Source organism: Rhodococcus sp. BL-253-APC-6A1W, from assembly GCF_012843405.1.
Classification (GTDB): Bacteria; Actinomycetota; Actinomycetes; order Mycobacteriales; family Mycobacteriaceae; genus Rhodococcus.
The window spans coordinates 339,546-354,683 of the sequence record NZ_JABAFB010000001.1 but is presented as its reverse complement, the minus strand read 5'-3'; the positions used below and the strand labels follow the sequence as shown (position 1 = coordinate 354,683).

Here is a 15,138-nt window from a genome sequence, read left to right as displayed (position 1 = left end):
GATCGCACGTGACGTCATTGTGGCTCGCACGAGACGCCGAGGCCGGCACCCACAGCAGCGACGAGTGGACGCAGCGACGCGAGGTGTACGACACCGTCGTCGTCGGCGCGGGGCTGACAGGCGTCGTCACCGCCTTGCTGCTCGCCCGGTCCGGGCAGCGCGTCGCCATCCTCGAAGCACGTGATATCGGGGCGGTGACCACCGGCAACACCACCGCCAAGGTGAGCCTCCTCCAGGGGACCGCCCTGTCACAGATCTCGCGCCGGCATTCCCGCCCGGTCGTGCAGGCGTACGTGGACGGCAATCTCGGCGCCCAGCGGTGGATCGCCGAGTTCTGCAAGCACAACGACGTGGCAACGGAGACCGCCGACGCGTACACGTACGCCGTGAGCGGCGAGAGCGTGGGCTCGGTCGAGGCAGAACACCGCAGTTGCCGCGCGGCGGGCCTGCCGACGCGAACCGTGACCGACACCGAGTTGCCCTATCCCGTCGCCTCGGCGGTCGTGCTGCCGAATCAGATCCAGTTCGACCCCATGCCGATGCTGCGCGCTGCTGTGCGCGAACTCCGGGCGAACGACGGCGAGGTCTTCACCGGGATCCGCGCCGTGTCGGCCTCGGCGGACAGCGGCGGCTGCACGGTCGAGACCGAGTCCGGAAGCGTGCGCGGCGCGCACGTCGTACTGGCCACAGGCATGCCGATCCTGGATCGAGGCGGGTTCTTCGCGCGACTCGAACCGGAACGCTCGTACGCCTGCGCGTTCGAGGTGGCAGAGACACCGCCCAGCGGCATGTACCTGTCGGTGGACTCGCCCACCCGCTCGATCCGGACCGCCCCCGCGGCGAATCCTCGGAGCGCCTCCTCGTCCGGCAACGACCACCCTCTGCTGCTCGTCGGCGGCAACGGCCACGTGGTGGGCCGGCACAAGGGATCCACCCGTGCCGCTGTCGCGGACCTCATCGCGTGGACGCAGCGGCATTTCCCGGGAGCGAAGCCCGTCGCGCGATGGTCCGCGCAGGACTACAGCACGCTCGATTCGCTGCCGTACGTCGGTCCACTGCTCCCGACAACGGACCGCCTCTGGGTCGCGACCGGCTACGGCAAGTGGGGTATGACCAACGCGGTCACCGCCGCGCACCTGTTGAGCACCCGGATCACCGGTGAACGCGATCCCGAGATCGAGGCGTGGGCTCCCGGGTATTCGGCGTGGAGCCCGTCCCAGCTGTTCGACGTCCCGAGCGCGGTGAAGCTCAACGCGGGCGTGGGCATCAACCTCGCCCGCGGATGGTGGAACGCGGAGACCAGCTCGGACTCCTCGACCGCACCCGGCGAGGGCGAAGGACGCGTCGCGCGCGACTGCGGCCTTCCCGTCGGCATATCCACGATCGACGGCCGGACCCAGCGGGTGTCGGCGGTGTGCCCGCATCTCGGAGGGGTACTGCGATGGAACGACGAAGAGGCCTCCTGGGACTGTCCCCTGCACGGATCTCGCTTCGCCGCCGACGGCACCCGGCTCGAGGGACCGGCGACGAGTGACCTGAATCGCCGCTGACCGCGACGTTTCCTGACACACGGCCCGGGGTATCCGGGTCCGGATCGAGAAAGGCACGATAGATATGACTACAGCGGAACAAGGCCGTCTCGCGGGACGCAGGATTGCGGTCCTCGCCACCGACGGTGTCGAAGAGGTAGAGCTCGTCGAGCCATGGAAGGCCGTCGAAAAAGAAGGCGCGACACTCGAACTGTTGTCGCTCCGGACCGGCGAGATCCAGGCGATGCAGCAGGATGTGAACGAAGCCGGCAAGTACCCCGTGGACCGGGCGGTAGCCGACGCGAACGTCTCCGATTTCGACGCACTGCTGCTTCCGGGCGGCACCACCAACCCGGATCATCTGCGCCAGGATCCCGACGCTGTCGCCTTCGTGCGGGACTTCGTGCAATCGGACAAGCCCGTCGGCGTGATCTGCCACGGCCCGTGGACGTTGGTGGAAGCCGGAGTCGTGGACGGCCGCACGTTGACCTCGTATCCGAGCGTGCGCACCGACATCCGGAATGCCGGTGGAACCGTCGTCGACAAAGAGGTGGTCATCGACCGGAACCTGGTGTCCAGCCGGAACCCGGACGACCTCCCCGCATTCTGCGCAGCCGTCATCGACGTGGTCGCCGAGGCGGGTTCGGGTAGCTCCTGACCGAGACGGATGACGGAGAAACCCGTCCGACAGCGCACGTGCCCAGTTGTGAGAAGTACTTGTTGTGAGAAGAAAGGACCCCTCGACGATGGTTGAGGTCCACGCACTGCCCGACCCCGCTGCGGCGACGCCCTCGCCCGCCGCGGTCGGGGCACGTTTCAGCACCGCCGAAATCAAGCGCCGCATCGACGCGATGTTCGACGAAGTGCAGGCCGTCGAAGTGGAGCGGCTGGAGGCGTGACTTCCCAGCTCACGCAGCCTGCCGCCCGCATACCGATGCGAAAGTTGAACAACGATGAGTGAGACGTCCTCCAACCGATTCGTGGTCGTGGCCAACCGGCTTCCGGTGGACCTGGAGACCCCGCCGGACGGTGGGCCAGGGGTGTGGCGTCGGAGCCCCGGCGGGCTCGTGACGGCGCTCGAGCCGGTCCTCCGTTCCGCCGACGGCGCGTGGGTCGGCTGGCCCGGCACCCCCGACGTCGACCTCGACCCGTTCGTCGAGGAGGGCTTGACCCTTCATCCGGTGCGACTGAGCGAAGCGGAAGTCACGGAGTACTACGAGGGCTTCTCCAACGAGACGCTCTGGCCGCTCTACCACGATGCGGTGATCGCGCCGACGTTCGACCGCGCCTGGTGGCGCACCTACGAGAAGGTCAACCGCCGGTTCGCCGAGGAGGCCGCTCGGGCGGCAGCGCCCGGCACCACCGTGTGGGTTCACGACTACCAGCTTCAGCTGGTCCCGCGGATGCTTCGCGATCTGCGCCCCGATCTGAGGATCGGGTTCTTCCTGCATATCCCGTTCCCTCCCACCGAATTGTTCCTCCAGCTGCCGTGGCGGAAGGAGATCCTCGAGGGACTCATGGGTGCCGACCTTGTCGGTTTCCACCTGCCCGGCGGCGCCGAGAACTTCCTGTACCTCGCCCGGCGGCTGCTCGACCTCCCGAGCTCTCCTCGGGGCACCACCGGGGGCGGCACCATCGATCTCGGGGATCGACGCGTGCGGGTCGGCGCGTATCCGATCTCGATCGATTCCGCACAGCTGCGCGACCAGTCGGTCACGGCCGCAACGAAACTGCGCGCCAAGGAGATACGTGCGGAGCTGGGCGACCCGGAGACGATTCTCCTGGGTGTCGATCGGCTCGACTACACCAAGGGGATCAGCGTTCGGCTCGAGGCATTGCGCGAGTTGCTCGTCGAGGGCACGCTCGACCCCGAAAAGGTCGTCATGGTCCAGCTCGCGACCCCCAGCCGCGAACGGCTCTCCGCGTACGCGTCCTTGCGCGACGACATCGAACGGCAGGTCGGAAACATCAACGGCGAGTTCGGGCAGCTCGGACGGCCCGTGGTGCATTACCTGCACCGGCCCGTCGATCGCGACGAACTGGTCGCGATGTACGCCGGGGCCGACGTCATGGTTGTCACCCCGTTCCGCGACGGTATGAATCTCGTCGCCAAGGAGTACGTGGCGTGTCACGGCGACGGGAGCGGAGCGCTCGTGCTGAGCGAGTTCGCGGGGGCCGCCGCAGAGTTGAGGCGTGCGCACGTGGTGAACCCGCACGATCTCGAGGACGTCAAACGTGCCGTGGTGAACGCCGTGGGAGAAGACCGGGCGAGCGCCGCGCGGCGAATGCGCTCCATGCACAAACACGTGATGGCACACGACGTCGACCGCTGGGCGAATTCGTTCCTGTCCCACCTCACCGAGGATCACTGACCGGTCCGGACAATTTGTGACACGGGTCGCATTATCAGCTGTGACCGACGTGCCCCATAGATGCCGTTTGGTTCGCCACCGCCTCACTCGAGGCGGTGGCGACGACGCTCGGTGTGTGCCGCATAATCGGACATATGACGGACCGCAGCATCCCGGAGGAGCCCGCACTGGCCGGGCACGCCGGAGACGGTGCCACCCAGCATGTGGGTAGCTTCAGGTACTTGCTCGCAAACGACGCATGGGAATGGTCGGATGCCGTCGCGAGGATGCACGGCTACGAGCCCGGAACCGTCACGCCGACCACCGACCTGCTTCTTCAACACAAACACCCGGACGACAAAGAACACATCGCGATGCTTCTCGACGCGGTGCGTTCGGCGGGTGAACCGTTCAGTAGCCGGCACCGGATCATCGACACCGCTGGGAACGTGAAGCGTGTCGCCGTGATCGGGGACCGGCTCGTCGACGAGGACGGCACCCTGCTCGGCACCTCGGGCTTCTATCTGGACTTGTCCGATGCATTCGAGGAAGAGGTCCGCGAGGGTGTCGACCTGGCGGTGAACGCACTCGCCGAATCCCGCGCCGTGATCGAACAGGCCAAAGGCGTCCTCATGCTCGTGTACTGCATTTCGCCCCAGCACGCTTTCGAGGTGCTGGCCTGGCGGTCGCAGGAAACGAACGTCAAACTCCGGGTACTCGCCGAGCAACTCGTCGCCGACATCACTGCGGGCCCCGGGACCGAAGCGATGAGCCGGACGGAGTTCGACCACCTGCTCATGACCCTGCACGAGCGCGTCGGGAACGAATAGCGGGAGCCGCCCTCCGTACGGCTCCTTCGTCCCCGACCGCCGGCAGACAGCGCAGAGCGGCCGGACTTCAGCGCCGGACGGCGCTCAGAGCAGCACCGCGACGATGACCGCCACGAAGATCGCCACGATCACAGCGATGGAAACGAGTGCGACCCACCCACTGACGGGGAAGTGGTTTCTCGTTTCCGGTTCCGGTGCGGACAACCCAGAGGTCTGACCGGATTCGGGAGGGGTGGAACCGGGGCTGACCCCGCCGCCCTGCTCGAGATCGGGTGTCGACGCCGGATCGGGATCGGTATTGCGGTGTGGTTCGGGATCGGAGACAGTCACACATCCTCCTCGGATCGTCGCTTCGGTTCGTGATCGGCAGGGAACACCGACAGCGGGATCGCCGCCCTGCCCGACCGTTCCTCCGGAGTACCCGGGACCCGCTGTTCGAACCGCACCGACAGCATCCGGCTCGATGCGAGTGCTCTGCGCCGGGGATTACTTACCCGCGTGTGGGGTAGTCGTTGTGTAGTGCCCCACCACGGACGAACCGGCTCGGGAAGGCCGCGTCACGGCGGTGTGGCGCACTGGAACGCGATCGAAACTACCTACAACACAGGATATTCCATGACACCTGAGGTCAAGAACCCCCGGAACGACTCACGGCTCGCACGGACAGCGATGTGGTACGCCGCAGGCGTGATTGCGCTTGCCGCCGTCGTCGCGGCCGGTGTGATCGTGTGGGCAAGCCTGAATACAGGCGATACCTGCGCCGACGCGGACTTCGCGGTCTGTACCGACCCCGCGCGCGCGATCCTCGCATTCGGCCCGGTTCTGATCTTGCTCCTCGGTGGGCTGGGCGCTTTCGTGCAGACCTTCCGGGTCTGGCAGGCGGCCGGCCGGTGGCAGATTTGGCATGGCACCGGATGGGCGCTGTTTGTACTGATGGTGCTCTACGCGGGCTTTGCCGCAGGTATAGCAGTGTGATCCCGCTCGACCTCCCCCCGGAGTCGCCGGGCTCAGGACGCCCGGTCGAGCCCGAGCGTCGCGAGAGCATTGTCGAGCGACGGGTGCGCGACGACGGGGATGGTGGCCCCGAGCACGCGGAACAAGCGGTGCACGGGCCTGCTCCCTACCAGTGCCCAGTGATACCCGCCCTGCTCGCAGCGTGTCTCCAGGTGTTCGAAGACCCTGAGGCCGGCAGCACCGAAGAAGTCGACGTCGGAGAGGTCGAGGACGATGCGGGACGTTTCCAGGTGTCGGGCGGCGAAATCACGCAACGCGTGCGCATTACGGATGTCGATCTCTCCACGCACCCTGATCTGGATGACGTCGGAGCCGATCGGGAGGGCACTGAATTCTGCTCCGAACCACTGCTCGACCACGACGTCGGAGGGTGCAGGGCATACCGACCACGTAGCCGCGGTCGACCATCGATGAGGCGATGCGATTCGCTGAGAAACTGTCATGACACTTCCCAACACAGACGATGTTGTTAAGCGCGACGACAGCGGTGGCACTCCGGCTACCTACCGAAAAACCTCGCGGCCGCGTGGCGCTTCCGAGTTCCCGGCTGTGTGCTCAACCTTCCCAAACACTAGTGCAACCGGCGCCAGCTCTCAACCGCCGTCCGCTGTCCCGAGTGGCCCTGACCTCACATAGATCGGCGGTCTCGCCCCTCGATCCACGACCGGCCGACGGCGTGGCCTTCGCGCGCGGCGAGAATCTGCGCGCGGGTGTCGACCCGGGGCGCGCCGGAGCCGCTGTCGAGATGTGCAGCGCCGGAAGCCTCTTGGTGTGATCCTGACGACCGGCTTCGTGGTGTGGACCGCGTGCTCGTCACGTTGTTAGGGTCGCGGCGTGCCCTTCCGATTGCCGTTGAGGACCGACCGGTTGCGCCTGCGACTTCATCGCCCCGATGATCTCGATTGGATGGTAGCGGTCCACTCCCGGCCGGACGTCGCACGCTTTCTGCTGGACGATCCGTGGACCGAGGCTCGCGGGGCAGAGGTTCTGGACAAGCGTCTGGCGCGCACCGACCTCGACGGCGAGGAGGGGGCCGTAGCGCTGATCCTGGAGCACGACGGCGCGCCGGTCGGCGATATCTCGCTCTGGCTCACCGATCGCGAGCACCGGTCGGCCGAGATCGGCTGGGTACTCGATCCGGCCCACACCGGTCGCGGATTCGCTCGCGAGGCGGTCCGGACCGTCCTCACAACCGGGTTCGACCATGGCCGGCTGCACCGCGTCGCCGCTCAGATGGACGCTCGCAATACGCCTTCGGCTCGACTGGCAGCTGCCGTCGGGATGCGACGGGAGGCTCATTTCCGGCAGGACTTCTGGAGCAAGGGCGAGTGGACGGACAGCTTCGTGTACGCCGTACTGGCGTCGGACCCCAGGCCGTGACTCGGCGGGGGAACCCGCCGTGTAAGTGACTTTCGCTGCTCATGAGGTAGGCGGGAGGTTGAACACGGGGCGGTGTGGGTAGCCTTGCCGGGACACCTCAAGGAAACGACCCCCTGACCTGCTTCGACCCCCTCATGGAGATCAAAACCTCATGGCCAATTCCGCGTCGATCGAATCGGCACGAGACCACACCACCCCGGTAGTCGAACTGCGAGTTCAGGCCGACCCCGCCCAGCTGTCCGTACTTCGCGCGGTCGCTGCCGCAATCGCGCTGCAACACGACTTCGATCTCGATACGGTGGCCGACGTGAAACTCGCCGTGGACGAGGCCGCGACCCGTCTCATCATGGGCGCGCCGGATGGCGCGACCCTGTCGTGCAGCTTTCAACTGGTGCCCGGCCGGCTCCGTATCGCCTTGACCGCCCCCACCGCGAACGCCAACGCGGTCGGGCAACCCCGTTCGTTCGGGTGGCACGTGCTCAACTCGCTGACCGACTCCATCTCGGTGTCGTCGGAGGATCACGGGGACGGCACCCTCTCCACCATCGACATGTCCATCGCAGAAGGTAGTGCCGCTCGGTGAGCCGAAATCCAGCACGATCGAGCGACGAGTACGCCGACGTAACCGAAACCTTGAGCAAGCTCCTGACGCTGAGTCAGGACGACCCGGAACGGTCGGCGATCCGTGATGCGGTCGTCGAGCGCTGCCTGCCCCTCGCCGAGCACATCGCGCGCCGATTCGACGGGCGAGGCGAAGCGTTCGAGGACCTGCTTCAGGTCGCGCGCCTCGGCCTCGTCAATGCCGTCGACCGCTTCGACACCGAACGCGGGTCCGACTTCGTGTCGTTCGCAGTGCCGACGATCATGGGTGAGGTCCGGCGTCATTTCCGCGACACCGGATGGGCCGTGCGCGTTCCGCGCCGCATGAAGGAACTCCACCTCTCCTTGAGCAAGGCGACCTCCGAACTCTCGCAGCACCTGGGCAGGGCCCCAACAGCAGCGGAACTCGCGGCGGAACTGGGGATCGACCAAGAAGAGGTCATGCAGGGCCTGGTCGCCGGCAACGCATACCAGACCGTGTCCGTGGATCGTTCGTCCCCGTCGGGTGACGACGGCCTGACCCTGGCCGACACACTCGGCGACTACGACGCAGCGCTCGACGAGGTGGAGAACCACGAGGCACTGCGTCCACTGCTCGAGGCGCTTCCCGCCCGCGAACGCACGGTGGTTCTGCTCCGGTTCTTCGGCAACATGACCCAGACGCAGATCGCCGAGCGTGTCGGGGTGTCGCAGATGCACGTGTCTCGCCTGCTCACCAAGACGCTCGCGCAACTGCGCGAGCAACTCGGCGACAACTTCTGATCACAGATAACCCTCGACACCACACCGCCCCCGACCGGAATTCCGGTCGGGGGCGGTGCGGTGTCGGGCGAGTTGGCGACTACCCGGCGTTCGAGGACGCCCGGCGCCGGAGCCTGCGTGCCGCGGCCACGAGGTTCCGCAGCGACGGCTCGAGCTGCCAGTAGTGACGCGTCTTGAGCCCACCGTCCGGGTTTGCCCACAATCGGTCGAGCTCCACGGATTCCGCTGCCTCCGAGAGCAGTTCGTCGAGCTCGTCGATGTCGGGGATCCGGGCGGACCGGGATTCGTACACACCCGGTCCGACACCGTGGGACAGTGCCCTGTCCTTGATCGCTTCGAGCACCCAGCCGATGGACCGCGTTGCCACGATGGCGGTGACGTCCGCGTCCAGCCGTTCGATCGCGTCGACCACCGACTCCTGACCAGAGTAGGTCAGGTGCGTATGGATCTGCGTCTCTGGCTTGGCGCCACCGGTCGCGAGACGGAACGCGTCGACCGCCCAGTCCAGGTACTCGGCCCGGCCGTCCTGCCGCAGCGGAAGCAGCTCGCGGATAGCGGGTTCGTCGACCTGGATGATCGCGATGCCCGCTCGCTCGAGATCTGCGATCTCGTCGCGGATCGCGAGAGCGAGCTGATCGGCCGTTTCGTGCAGAGGCTGGTCCTGCCGCACGTACGAACGAGCCAGCATGGTGACCGGGCCGGTGAGCATTCCCTTGACCGGCTTGTCCGTCAACGACTGAGCGAACGAAATCCACTCCACCGTCATCGGCTTCGGCCGCACGATGTCGCCGTACAGAACCGGCGGACGAGTACAGCGCGAACCGTAGGCCTGCACCCACCCGTAGTGGGTGGTTGCGAAGCCCTCCAGCAGTTCGGCGAAGTACTGCACCATGTCGTTGCGTTCGTGCTCACCGTGCACGAGCACATCGAGTCCGATGTCCTCCTGGAGACGGATGGTGGATTCGATCGTCTCCTGGATGCGCTTGACGTACTCCTCCCACGACAGCCGTCCCTGCCCCAGCTCGTACCGAGCCTTGCGGGTCTCGTCCGTCTGCGGGAACGACCCCAGCGTCGTGGTCGGCACGGGCGGAAGATTCAGCCGTGCCTGTTGCGCAGTCCGTCGCTCCTCGTACGGTGCGCGATGGCGATGCTCGGGCGTGAGCGCGTTCATCCGGGCTCGGACGGTGTGCTTCTGCTTGAAGTGCACCGACACCGGCGGCCTCCGCCACCGTTCCTCGGCGCCGGTGGTCAGCGCCTTCGCGAGCGAGACCACCTCACCGACCTTCTGCTTCGCGAATGCGAGGCGGTCGGCGACATCGCCGGGGATGTCGTACTCGACGAGCAGGTCGTACGGAACGTGCAGCAACGAGCACGACGTCGAGACGACGAGGTCCGGTGCAACCGCCGCGATCGACTGGATGTATTCGAGAGTGCGACGCCGATCCGTCTTCCAGACGTTGCGTCCGTCGACGACACCCGCGTAGATCCGCTTCCGCTTGAGACCGGGCACAGCCGCGAACTCGTCGGCGCTCATCCTGCCGTTGACGAGATCGAGACCGATCGCCTCGACCTTCGACGACGCCAGGATGGGGAGCGCTTCACCGAACGAGCCGTACGGTCCTGTGACCAGGATGCGCGGACGCAGTGGGGCATGCGCCAGCACGTCGTATGCGCGGCGCAGCGCGGCCAGTTCGTCGTCGCTGCGATCCTCGGTGAACGACGGCTCGTCGAGCTGGACGCACGTGGCGCCGGCGCGCGCGAGCTGCTCGAACAGCTTCTCGTACTGCGGGAGCAGCGAATCGAGAAGGTCGAGGGTCCGGAAACCGTCTCGAGCGGAGGTCGGCGCGACCTTGGACAGCAGCAACAGCGACACCGGGCCGAGCACGACGGGCCGGAGTTCGATGCCGTCGGCCTTCGCCCGTTCGAACTCGTCGAGAACCGCTGCCGAATTCAGCTCGAAGACCGTGTTCTCGTCGAGTTCCGGCTGGCGGTAGTGATAGTTGCTGCCGAACCAGCGCACGAGCTCGAGGGGCGGGAAATCCTCACGCCCGCGGCACATCGTGAAGTAGAAATCGAGCGGGTCGAGTTCACCCAGCAGTGGGCGGAACCGCTCGGGGACCGCGCCGAACAACAGGGCGTTGTCGAGCACATGGTCGTAGTAGGAGAACGTGTTTCCGGGGACCTGGGTCAGGCCGGTCGCCGCGAGCTCGCGCCAGGTGTCTTCCTGGATGTCGCGAGCGACGGCGACGAGTTCGTCGCGCGTGCTCGTGCCGTGCCAGTAGGACTCGAGAGCACGCTTGAGTTCACGGCGGGGCCCGATACGCGGATACCCGAGGATGCTTGACCCGTATCCGTCGGCAGGAGTTGCCATGTCGGAGTCGACCTTTCCCTCATGCACTTCGCGCCCGTGCACCGGCAGCCGGTGCGTGAAGCACTGCTGTCGGAGCACGGGCGCCGAAGTACGGTGGTGCTGACTGGCTAGCTGGCCTTCTTGATCGCGCGGCCCTTGTCGGCGTATTCGTAGAAGCCGGCGCCCGACTTCTTTCCGACGAGCCCTGCCTCGACCATCCGCTGCAGCAGCGGCGGTGCGGAGTACAGGGGCTCCTTGAACTCCTCGTACATCGAGTCGGCAATCGCCTTCACCGTGTCGAGTCCGACAAGGTCGGTCAGTGCGAGGGGGCCCATCGGGTGAGCACAGCCCAGCACCATCGTCTTGTCGATATCGTCCTTGGTTGCGAACCCGGATTCGACCATCCGGATCGCCGACAGCAGGTACGGCACGAGCAGCGCGTTCGCGATGAAGCCGGCACGATCCGACGAACGGACGACCTGCTTACCGAGTACATCCGCAGCGAACGCCTCCGCGCGCCGAGCGACCGTGGAGCCGGTCTTCAGCGTGGTGACCAGCTCGACGAGCGGGAGCACGGGCACCGGGTTGAAGAAGTGCATCCCGATGACTCGCTCGGGAGCCGCGGTCGCGATGCCGAGCTTCATGATCGGGATCGACGACGTGTTGGATGCCAGCACCGCGTGGGGATCGGTGACGATCTTGTCGAGTTCGGCGAAGATTTCACTCTTCACCTTCTCGTCCTCGACGACGGCCTCCACGACGAGCTGACGGTCGGCGAAGTCACCGAGGTCGGAGGTGAAGCGCAACCGCCATGCAGCCTGCTCCCGCTCGCGTTCGGTGATCTTGCCGGTGCTCACCCCACGGTCGAGCGACCGGAGGATGCGGGCGCGTCCGGCTGCCGCGAGTTCGCGGGTCTGCTCGAACACGAGTACGTCGACATGAGCGCGTGCGCACACCTCGGCGATACCTGCGCCCATGATGCCGGCGCCGATCACGCCGACGCGCTGAATCTTTTCGCTGGTCACGTCAGCTCCTTCTCGTTTGTGGGGTCGTGAGAGGTCGTCGCTGGATGCGCGCGCACCCCGCGGCGGGATATCGGGGACCTGAGGGATCCCGCCGCGGGGTGGACCTGGGTGGCGCTGTTCCTAGTGGAACTGGCCTTCCTCGGTGGAGCCCTTCAGGGCAGCCGTGGAGGTGTTGGGATCGACGGTGGTGGCGATCGAATCGAAGTAGCCGGCGCCGACCTCACGCTGGTGCTTGATGGCGGTGAAGCCACGCTCTGCAGCAGCCTTGAACTCGCGCTCCTGCAGGTCGACGAAGGCGGTCATGCCCTCGCGGGCGTAGCCGTGCGCCAGGTCGAACATGCCGTAGTTGAGCGAGTGGAAGCCCGCCAGCGTGATGAACTGGAACTTGAAGCCCATCGCGCCGAGCTCCTTCTGGAACTTCGCGATGGTCGCGTCGTCCAGGTGTGCCTTCCAGTTGAAGGACGGGGAGCAGTTGTAGGCGAGCAGCTGGTCCGGGAACTCGCTGCGGACGGCCTCGGCGAACTTCTTCGCAACCTCGAGGTCCGGCACGCCGGTCTCCATCCAGATGAGGTCGGAGTACGGGGCGTAGGCCTTGGCGCGAGCGATGCAGGGCTCGATGCCGTTCTTGATGCCGTAGAAGCCTTCGGCGGTACGGGTGCCGTCGAGGAACTCGCGGTCGCGCTCGTCCACATCGGAGGTGATCAGCGTGGCTGCCTCCGCGTCGGTACGGGCGATGACGACCGTCGGGACGTCGGCGACGTCGGCTGCGAGGCGAGCCGAGGTCAGGGTGCGGATGTGCTGCTGGGTGGGGATGAGCACCTTGCCACCGAGGTGGCCGCACTTCTTCTCGGAAGCGAGCTGGTCCTCCCAGTGGGAACCGGCAACGCCGGCCGCGATCATGGCCTTCTGCAGCTCGTAGACGTTGAGCGCGCCACCGAAGCCGGCTTCGCCGTCGGCGACGATCGGTGCCAGCCAGTTCTCGACCGAGGTGTCACCCTCGACCTTGGCGATCTCGTCGGCGCGCAGCAGTGCGTTGTTGATACGGCGCACGACCTGCGGGACCGAGTTCGCCGGGTACAGCGACTGGTCCGGGTAGGTGTGACCCGACAGGTTCGCGTCGCCGGCAACCTGCCAACCGGACAGGTAGATGGCCTTGAGGCCGGCGCGGACCTGCTGCACAGCCTGGTTGCCGGTGAGGGCGCCCAGGGAGTTGATGTAGTCCTCGTTGTTGACGAGATCCCAGAGGATCTCGGAGCCGCGACGCGCGAGGGTGGCCTCTTCGACGACGGTGCCCTGCAGCTTCGCGACCTGCTCGGCCGTGTAGTTACGGGTAACCCCGTTCCAGCGGGGGTTGGTGTCCCAGTCCTTCTGAATTTCCTCAGCGGTCCTCGGGGTGCCGGTAGTCGACATCAAAAAGCTCCACTCTCTCGATCTGAATCCGCTATGAACGCTCAGCAGTACATACGTACGGCTTCACATCCTTTGCGTTCCTTTCGGATGTACTCCATGACAATGACACAGCCGAAAAACCCCGTCTACCTGTTGCTAATGCCAATCTTGGCTAGGTTCGAACCGGCCCTTGCAAAGGTTGCTAATAAGTGGCCTCGCCAACGACCGGGTTTTTTACCCTTTGGTTACCCGCCGGTAGGTTCCTACCTCGGCTTATGCCGGAAAAGTAATGTGGCGACGACCGGAGCCGGAGGACGCGCCACCGAGCCCGGCACTCACCACCGAACCCGCGCCTCTGTGAGCGCACTCACAGGACCGGCACCGGCCGGGTCCGCCTCCCCGGCGCTCAACCGACGCCTTCTCTTAACAACCTGCGAACAACACATTGCGAAGCACCCCGACCGGGCTTTACCCTGGGCGAATGGCCAAGACCTTCGTCGGCGCCCGCTTGCGCCAGCTACGCACCGAGCGGGGACTGAGCCAGGCCGCGCTTGCCAAGACGCTCGAGATCTCCGCCAGCTACCTGAACCAGATCGAACACGACGTCCGGCCTCTCACCGTGCCGGTACTCCTGCGCATCAGCGAAGTGTTCGGCGTCGACACCACGTTCTTCTCCTCCCAGGACGACACCCGGCTCATCGCAGAGATGCGTGAGGTCGCGCTCGACCAGGAGATGGGCATCGACACCGACGCCCAGGAGATCGCGGAGATGGTCGCGGCGCATCCCAACCTGGCGCGCGCCATGGTCAACATGCACCGCCGGTTCCGGAACACCACCGCGCAACTCGCCGCGGCCACCGAAGACCGCTACAGCGACGGCAGCGGCAGCGGCGCCATCACCATGCCGCACGAAGAAGTGCGCGACTACTTCTATCAGCGCCACAACTACCTGCACGATCTCGACACGGCAGCGGAGGAACTCGCCAACCGGATCCGATTCCACCGTGGCGACGTGGGCGGGGAGATCGCCAAGCGCATGCAGACCGCGCACGACGTCCAGATCGTCAAGCGCATCGACCTCGGCGAGAACATCCTCCACCGCTACGACCCGGAGACCCGGATCCTCGAGGTAGCGCCCCAGTTGTCGGGTGGCCAGCAGGTGTTCAAACTCGCCATCGAGCTGGCGTACCTCGAATGCGGAGACCTCATCGACCGCCTCGTCGACGAAGGTGCGTTCACGAGCGACGCGTCGCGCACTCTCGCCCGCTTGGGCCTGGCCAACTACTGGGCAGCCGCACTGCTCCTGCCGTACACGCAGTTCCACGAGATCTCCGAGAACTTCCGGTACGACATCGAGCGGCTCTCCGCTTTCTACGGCGTGAGCTACGAGACGATCACCCACCGCCTCTCCACACTGCAGCGGCCCAAGCTGCGTGGCGTCCCGTTCTCCTTCGTCCGGGTCGACCGCGCCGGCAACATGTCGAAACGACAGTCGGCGACCGGATTCCACTTCTCGACGAGCGGTGGCACCTGTCCGCTCTGGAACGTGTACGAGACGTTCGCCTACCCCGGCAAGATCATGACGCAGATCGCACAGATGCCCGACGGCCGGCGCTACCTCTGGGTTGCCCGCACCGTCGAGCGCCGCGCGGCTCGCTACGGGCAGCCGTCCAAGACCTTCGCGATCGGGCTGGGCTGCGAACTGCGCCACGCCCACCGTCTCGTCTACGCCGACGGTCTCGACCTCGACGAAAGCAATCCCGGCACCCCGATCGGGTCGGGCTGCCGCGTGTGCGAGCGCGTGAACTGCCCGCAGCGGGCGTTCCCGCCCCTCGGCAAGGAGATCGACATCAACGAGCACCGCAGTTCGGTGTCTCCGTATCTCGTCCGCTGACGACGCGTCACCGA

Annotated in this window: 15 protein-coding genes; 10 read left to right on the top strand and 5 right to left on the bottom strand. The window is 66.2% G+C overall.

Translation table 11 applies throughout. The features are described from left to right. The first annotated feature begins 8 nt into the window (after positions 1 to 8). The 5 genes from HF877_RS01510 (at position 9) to HF877_RS01490 (ending at position 4,710) form a co-directional block, all read left to right on the top strand. Positions 9 to 1,550 (top strand): FAD-dependent oxidoreductase, encoded by a 1,542-nt coding sequence (locus HF877_RS01510; RefSeq protein ID WP_169619326.1) that lies wholly within the window; start codon positions 9 to 11, stop codon positions 1,548 to 1,550. A 64-nt stretch (positions 1,551 to 1,614) separates the two neighbouring features. Beyond that, positions 1,615 to 2,187: a type 1 glutamine amidotransferase domain-containing protein gene (locus HF877_RS01505; RefSeq protein ID WP_169619325.1), complete on the top strand. Its 573-nt coding sequence runs from the start codon at positions 1,615 to 1,617 to the stop codon at positions 2,185 to 2,187. Positions 2,188 to 2,275: 88 nt separating this feature from the next. Then, on the top strand, positions 2,276 to 2,428 hold the full coding sequence (locus tag HF877_RS01500) for a hypothetical protein (protein ID WP_169619324.1): 153 nt from the start codon (positions 2,276 to 2,278) through the stop codon (positions 2,426 to 2,428). Between the two features lie 54 nt (positions 2,429 to 2,482). Then, the gene (locus HF877_RS01495) at positions 2,483 to 3,901 is read left to right on the top strand and encodes a trehalose-6-phosphate synthase (protein ID WP_169619323.1); all 1,419 of its coding nucleotides are present in this window, start codon (positions 2,483 to 2,485) and stop codon (positions 3,899 to 3,901) included. Positions 3,902 to 4,035: 134 nt separating this feature from the next. After that, the gene (locus HF877_RS01490) at positions 4,036 to 4,710 is read left to right on the top strand and encodes a PAS and ANTAR domain-containing protein (protein WP_169619322.1); all 675 of its coding nucleotides are present in this window, start codon (positions 4,036 to 4,038) and stop codon (positions 4,708 to 4,710) included. A gap of 84 nt (positions 4,711 to 4,794) precedes the next feature. On the opposite strand, the gene HF877_RS01485 is transcribed toward HF877_RS01490, so the two are convergent. Beyond that, on the bottom strand, positions 4,795 to 5,040 hold the full coding sequence (locus HF877_RS01485; RefSeq protein WP_169619321.1) for a DUF6480 family protein: 246 nt from the start codon (positions 5,038 to 5,040) through the stop codon (positions 4,795 to 4,797). A 285-nt stretch (positions 5,041 to 5,325) separates the two neighbouring features. Here HF877_RS01485 and HF877_RS01480 point away from each other — a divergent pair, with 285 nt between their 5' ends. Further along, the gene (locus HF877_RS01480; RefSeq protein ID WP_169619320.1) at positions 5,326 to 5,685 is read left to right on the top strand and encodes a hypothetical protein; all 360 of its coding nucleotides are present in this window, start codon (positions 5,326 to 5,328) and stop codon (positions 5,683 to 5,685) included. Between the two features lie 32 nt (positions 5,686 to 5,717). Here HF877_RS01480 and HF877_RS01475 read toward each other — a convergent pair whose 3' ends face one another. Continuing rightward, positions 5,718 to 6,083 (bottom strand): anti-sigma factor antagonist, encoded by a 366-nt coding sequence (locus HF877_RS01475; RefSeq protein ID WP_346765032.1) that lies wholly within the window; start codon positions 6,081 to 6,083, stop codon positions 5,718 to 5,720. A 475-nt stretch (positions 6,084 to 6,558) separates the two neighbouring features. Here HF877_RS01475 and HF877_RS01470 point away from each other — a divergent pair, with 475 nt between their 5' ends. From HF877_RS01470 to HF877_RS01460, 3 genes are all read left to right on the top strand, one after another. Continuing rightward, on the top strand, positions 6,559 to 7,104 hold the full coding sequence (locus HF877_RS01470) for a GNAT family protein (RefSeq protein ID WP_169619318.1): 546 nt from the start codon (positions 6,559 to 6,561) through the stop codon (positions 7,102 to 7,104). A 151-nt stretch (positions 7,105 to 7,255) separates the two neighbouring features. Beyond that, positions 7,256 to 7,687, top strand: a complete 432-nt coding sequence (locus HF877_RS01465; RefSeq protein ID WP_169619317.1) for an ATP-binding protein — start codon at positions 7,256 to 7,258, stop codon at positions 7,685 to 7,687. Next, positions 7,684 to 8,466, top strand: a complete 783-nt coding sequence (locus tag HF877_RS01460; protein WP_169619316.1) for a SigB/SigF/SigG family RNA polymerase sigma factor — start codon at positions 7,684 to 7,686, stop codon at positions 8,464 to 8,466. Before HF877_RS01465 ends, HF877_RS01460 begins: the two co-directional genes overlap by 4 nt. Before the next feature lie 79 nt (positions 8,467 to 8,545). Here the strand turns inward: HF877_RS01460 and metE are convergent, their stop codons facing one another. From metE to aceA, 3 genes are all read right to left on the bottom strand, one after another. Then, the gene (gene metE, locus HF877_RS01455; RefSeq protein WP_169619315.1) at positions 8,546 to 10,837 is read right to left on the bottom strand and encodes a 5-methyltetrahydropteroyltriglutamate--homocysteine S-methyltransferase; all 2,292 of its coding nucleotides are present in this window, start codon (positions 10,835 to 10,837) and stop codon (positions 8,546 to 8,548) included. Between the two features lie 107 nt (positions 10,838 to 10,944). Next, complete coding sequence (locus HF877_RS01450) at positions 10,945 to 11,841, bottom strand: 3-hydroxybutyryl-CoA dehydrogenase (RefSeq protein ID WP_169619314.1); 897 nt, start codon at positions 11,839 to 11,841, stop codon at positions 10,945 to 10,947. Between the two features lie 120 nt (positions 11,842 to 11,961). Then, positions 11,962 to 13,251 (bottom strand): isocitrate lyase, encoded by a 1,290-nt coding sequence (gene aceA, locus HF877_RS01445; protein WP_169619312.1) that lies wholly within the window; start codon positions 13,249 to 13,251, stop codon positions 11,962 to 11,964. 460 nt (positions 13,252 to 13,711) lie between these two features. On the opposite strand from aceA, the gene ramB reads away from it, so the two are divergent. After that, positions 13,712 to 15,124 (top strand): acetate metabolism transcriptional regulator RamB, encoded by a 1,413-nt coding sequence (gene ramB, locus HF877_RS01440; RefSeq protein ID WP_169619310.1) that lies wholly within the window; start codon positions 13,712 to 13,714, stop codon positions 15,122 to 15,124. The last annotated feature ends 14 nt before the right edge of the window (positions 15,125 to 15,138 follow it).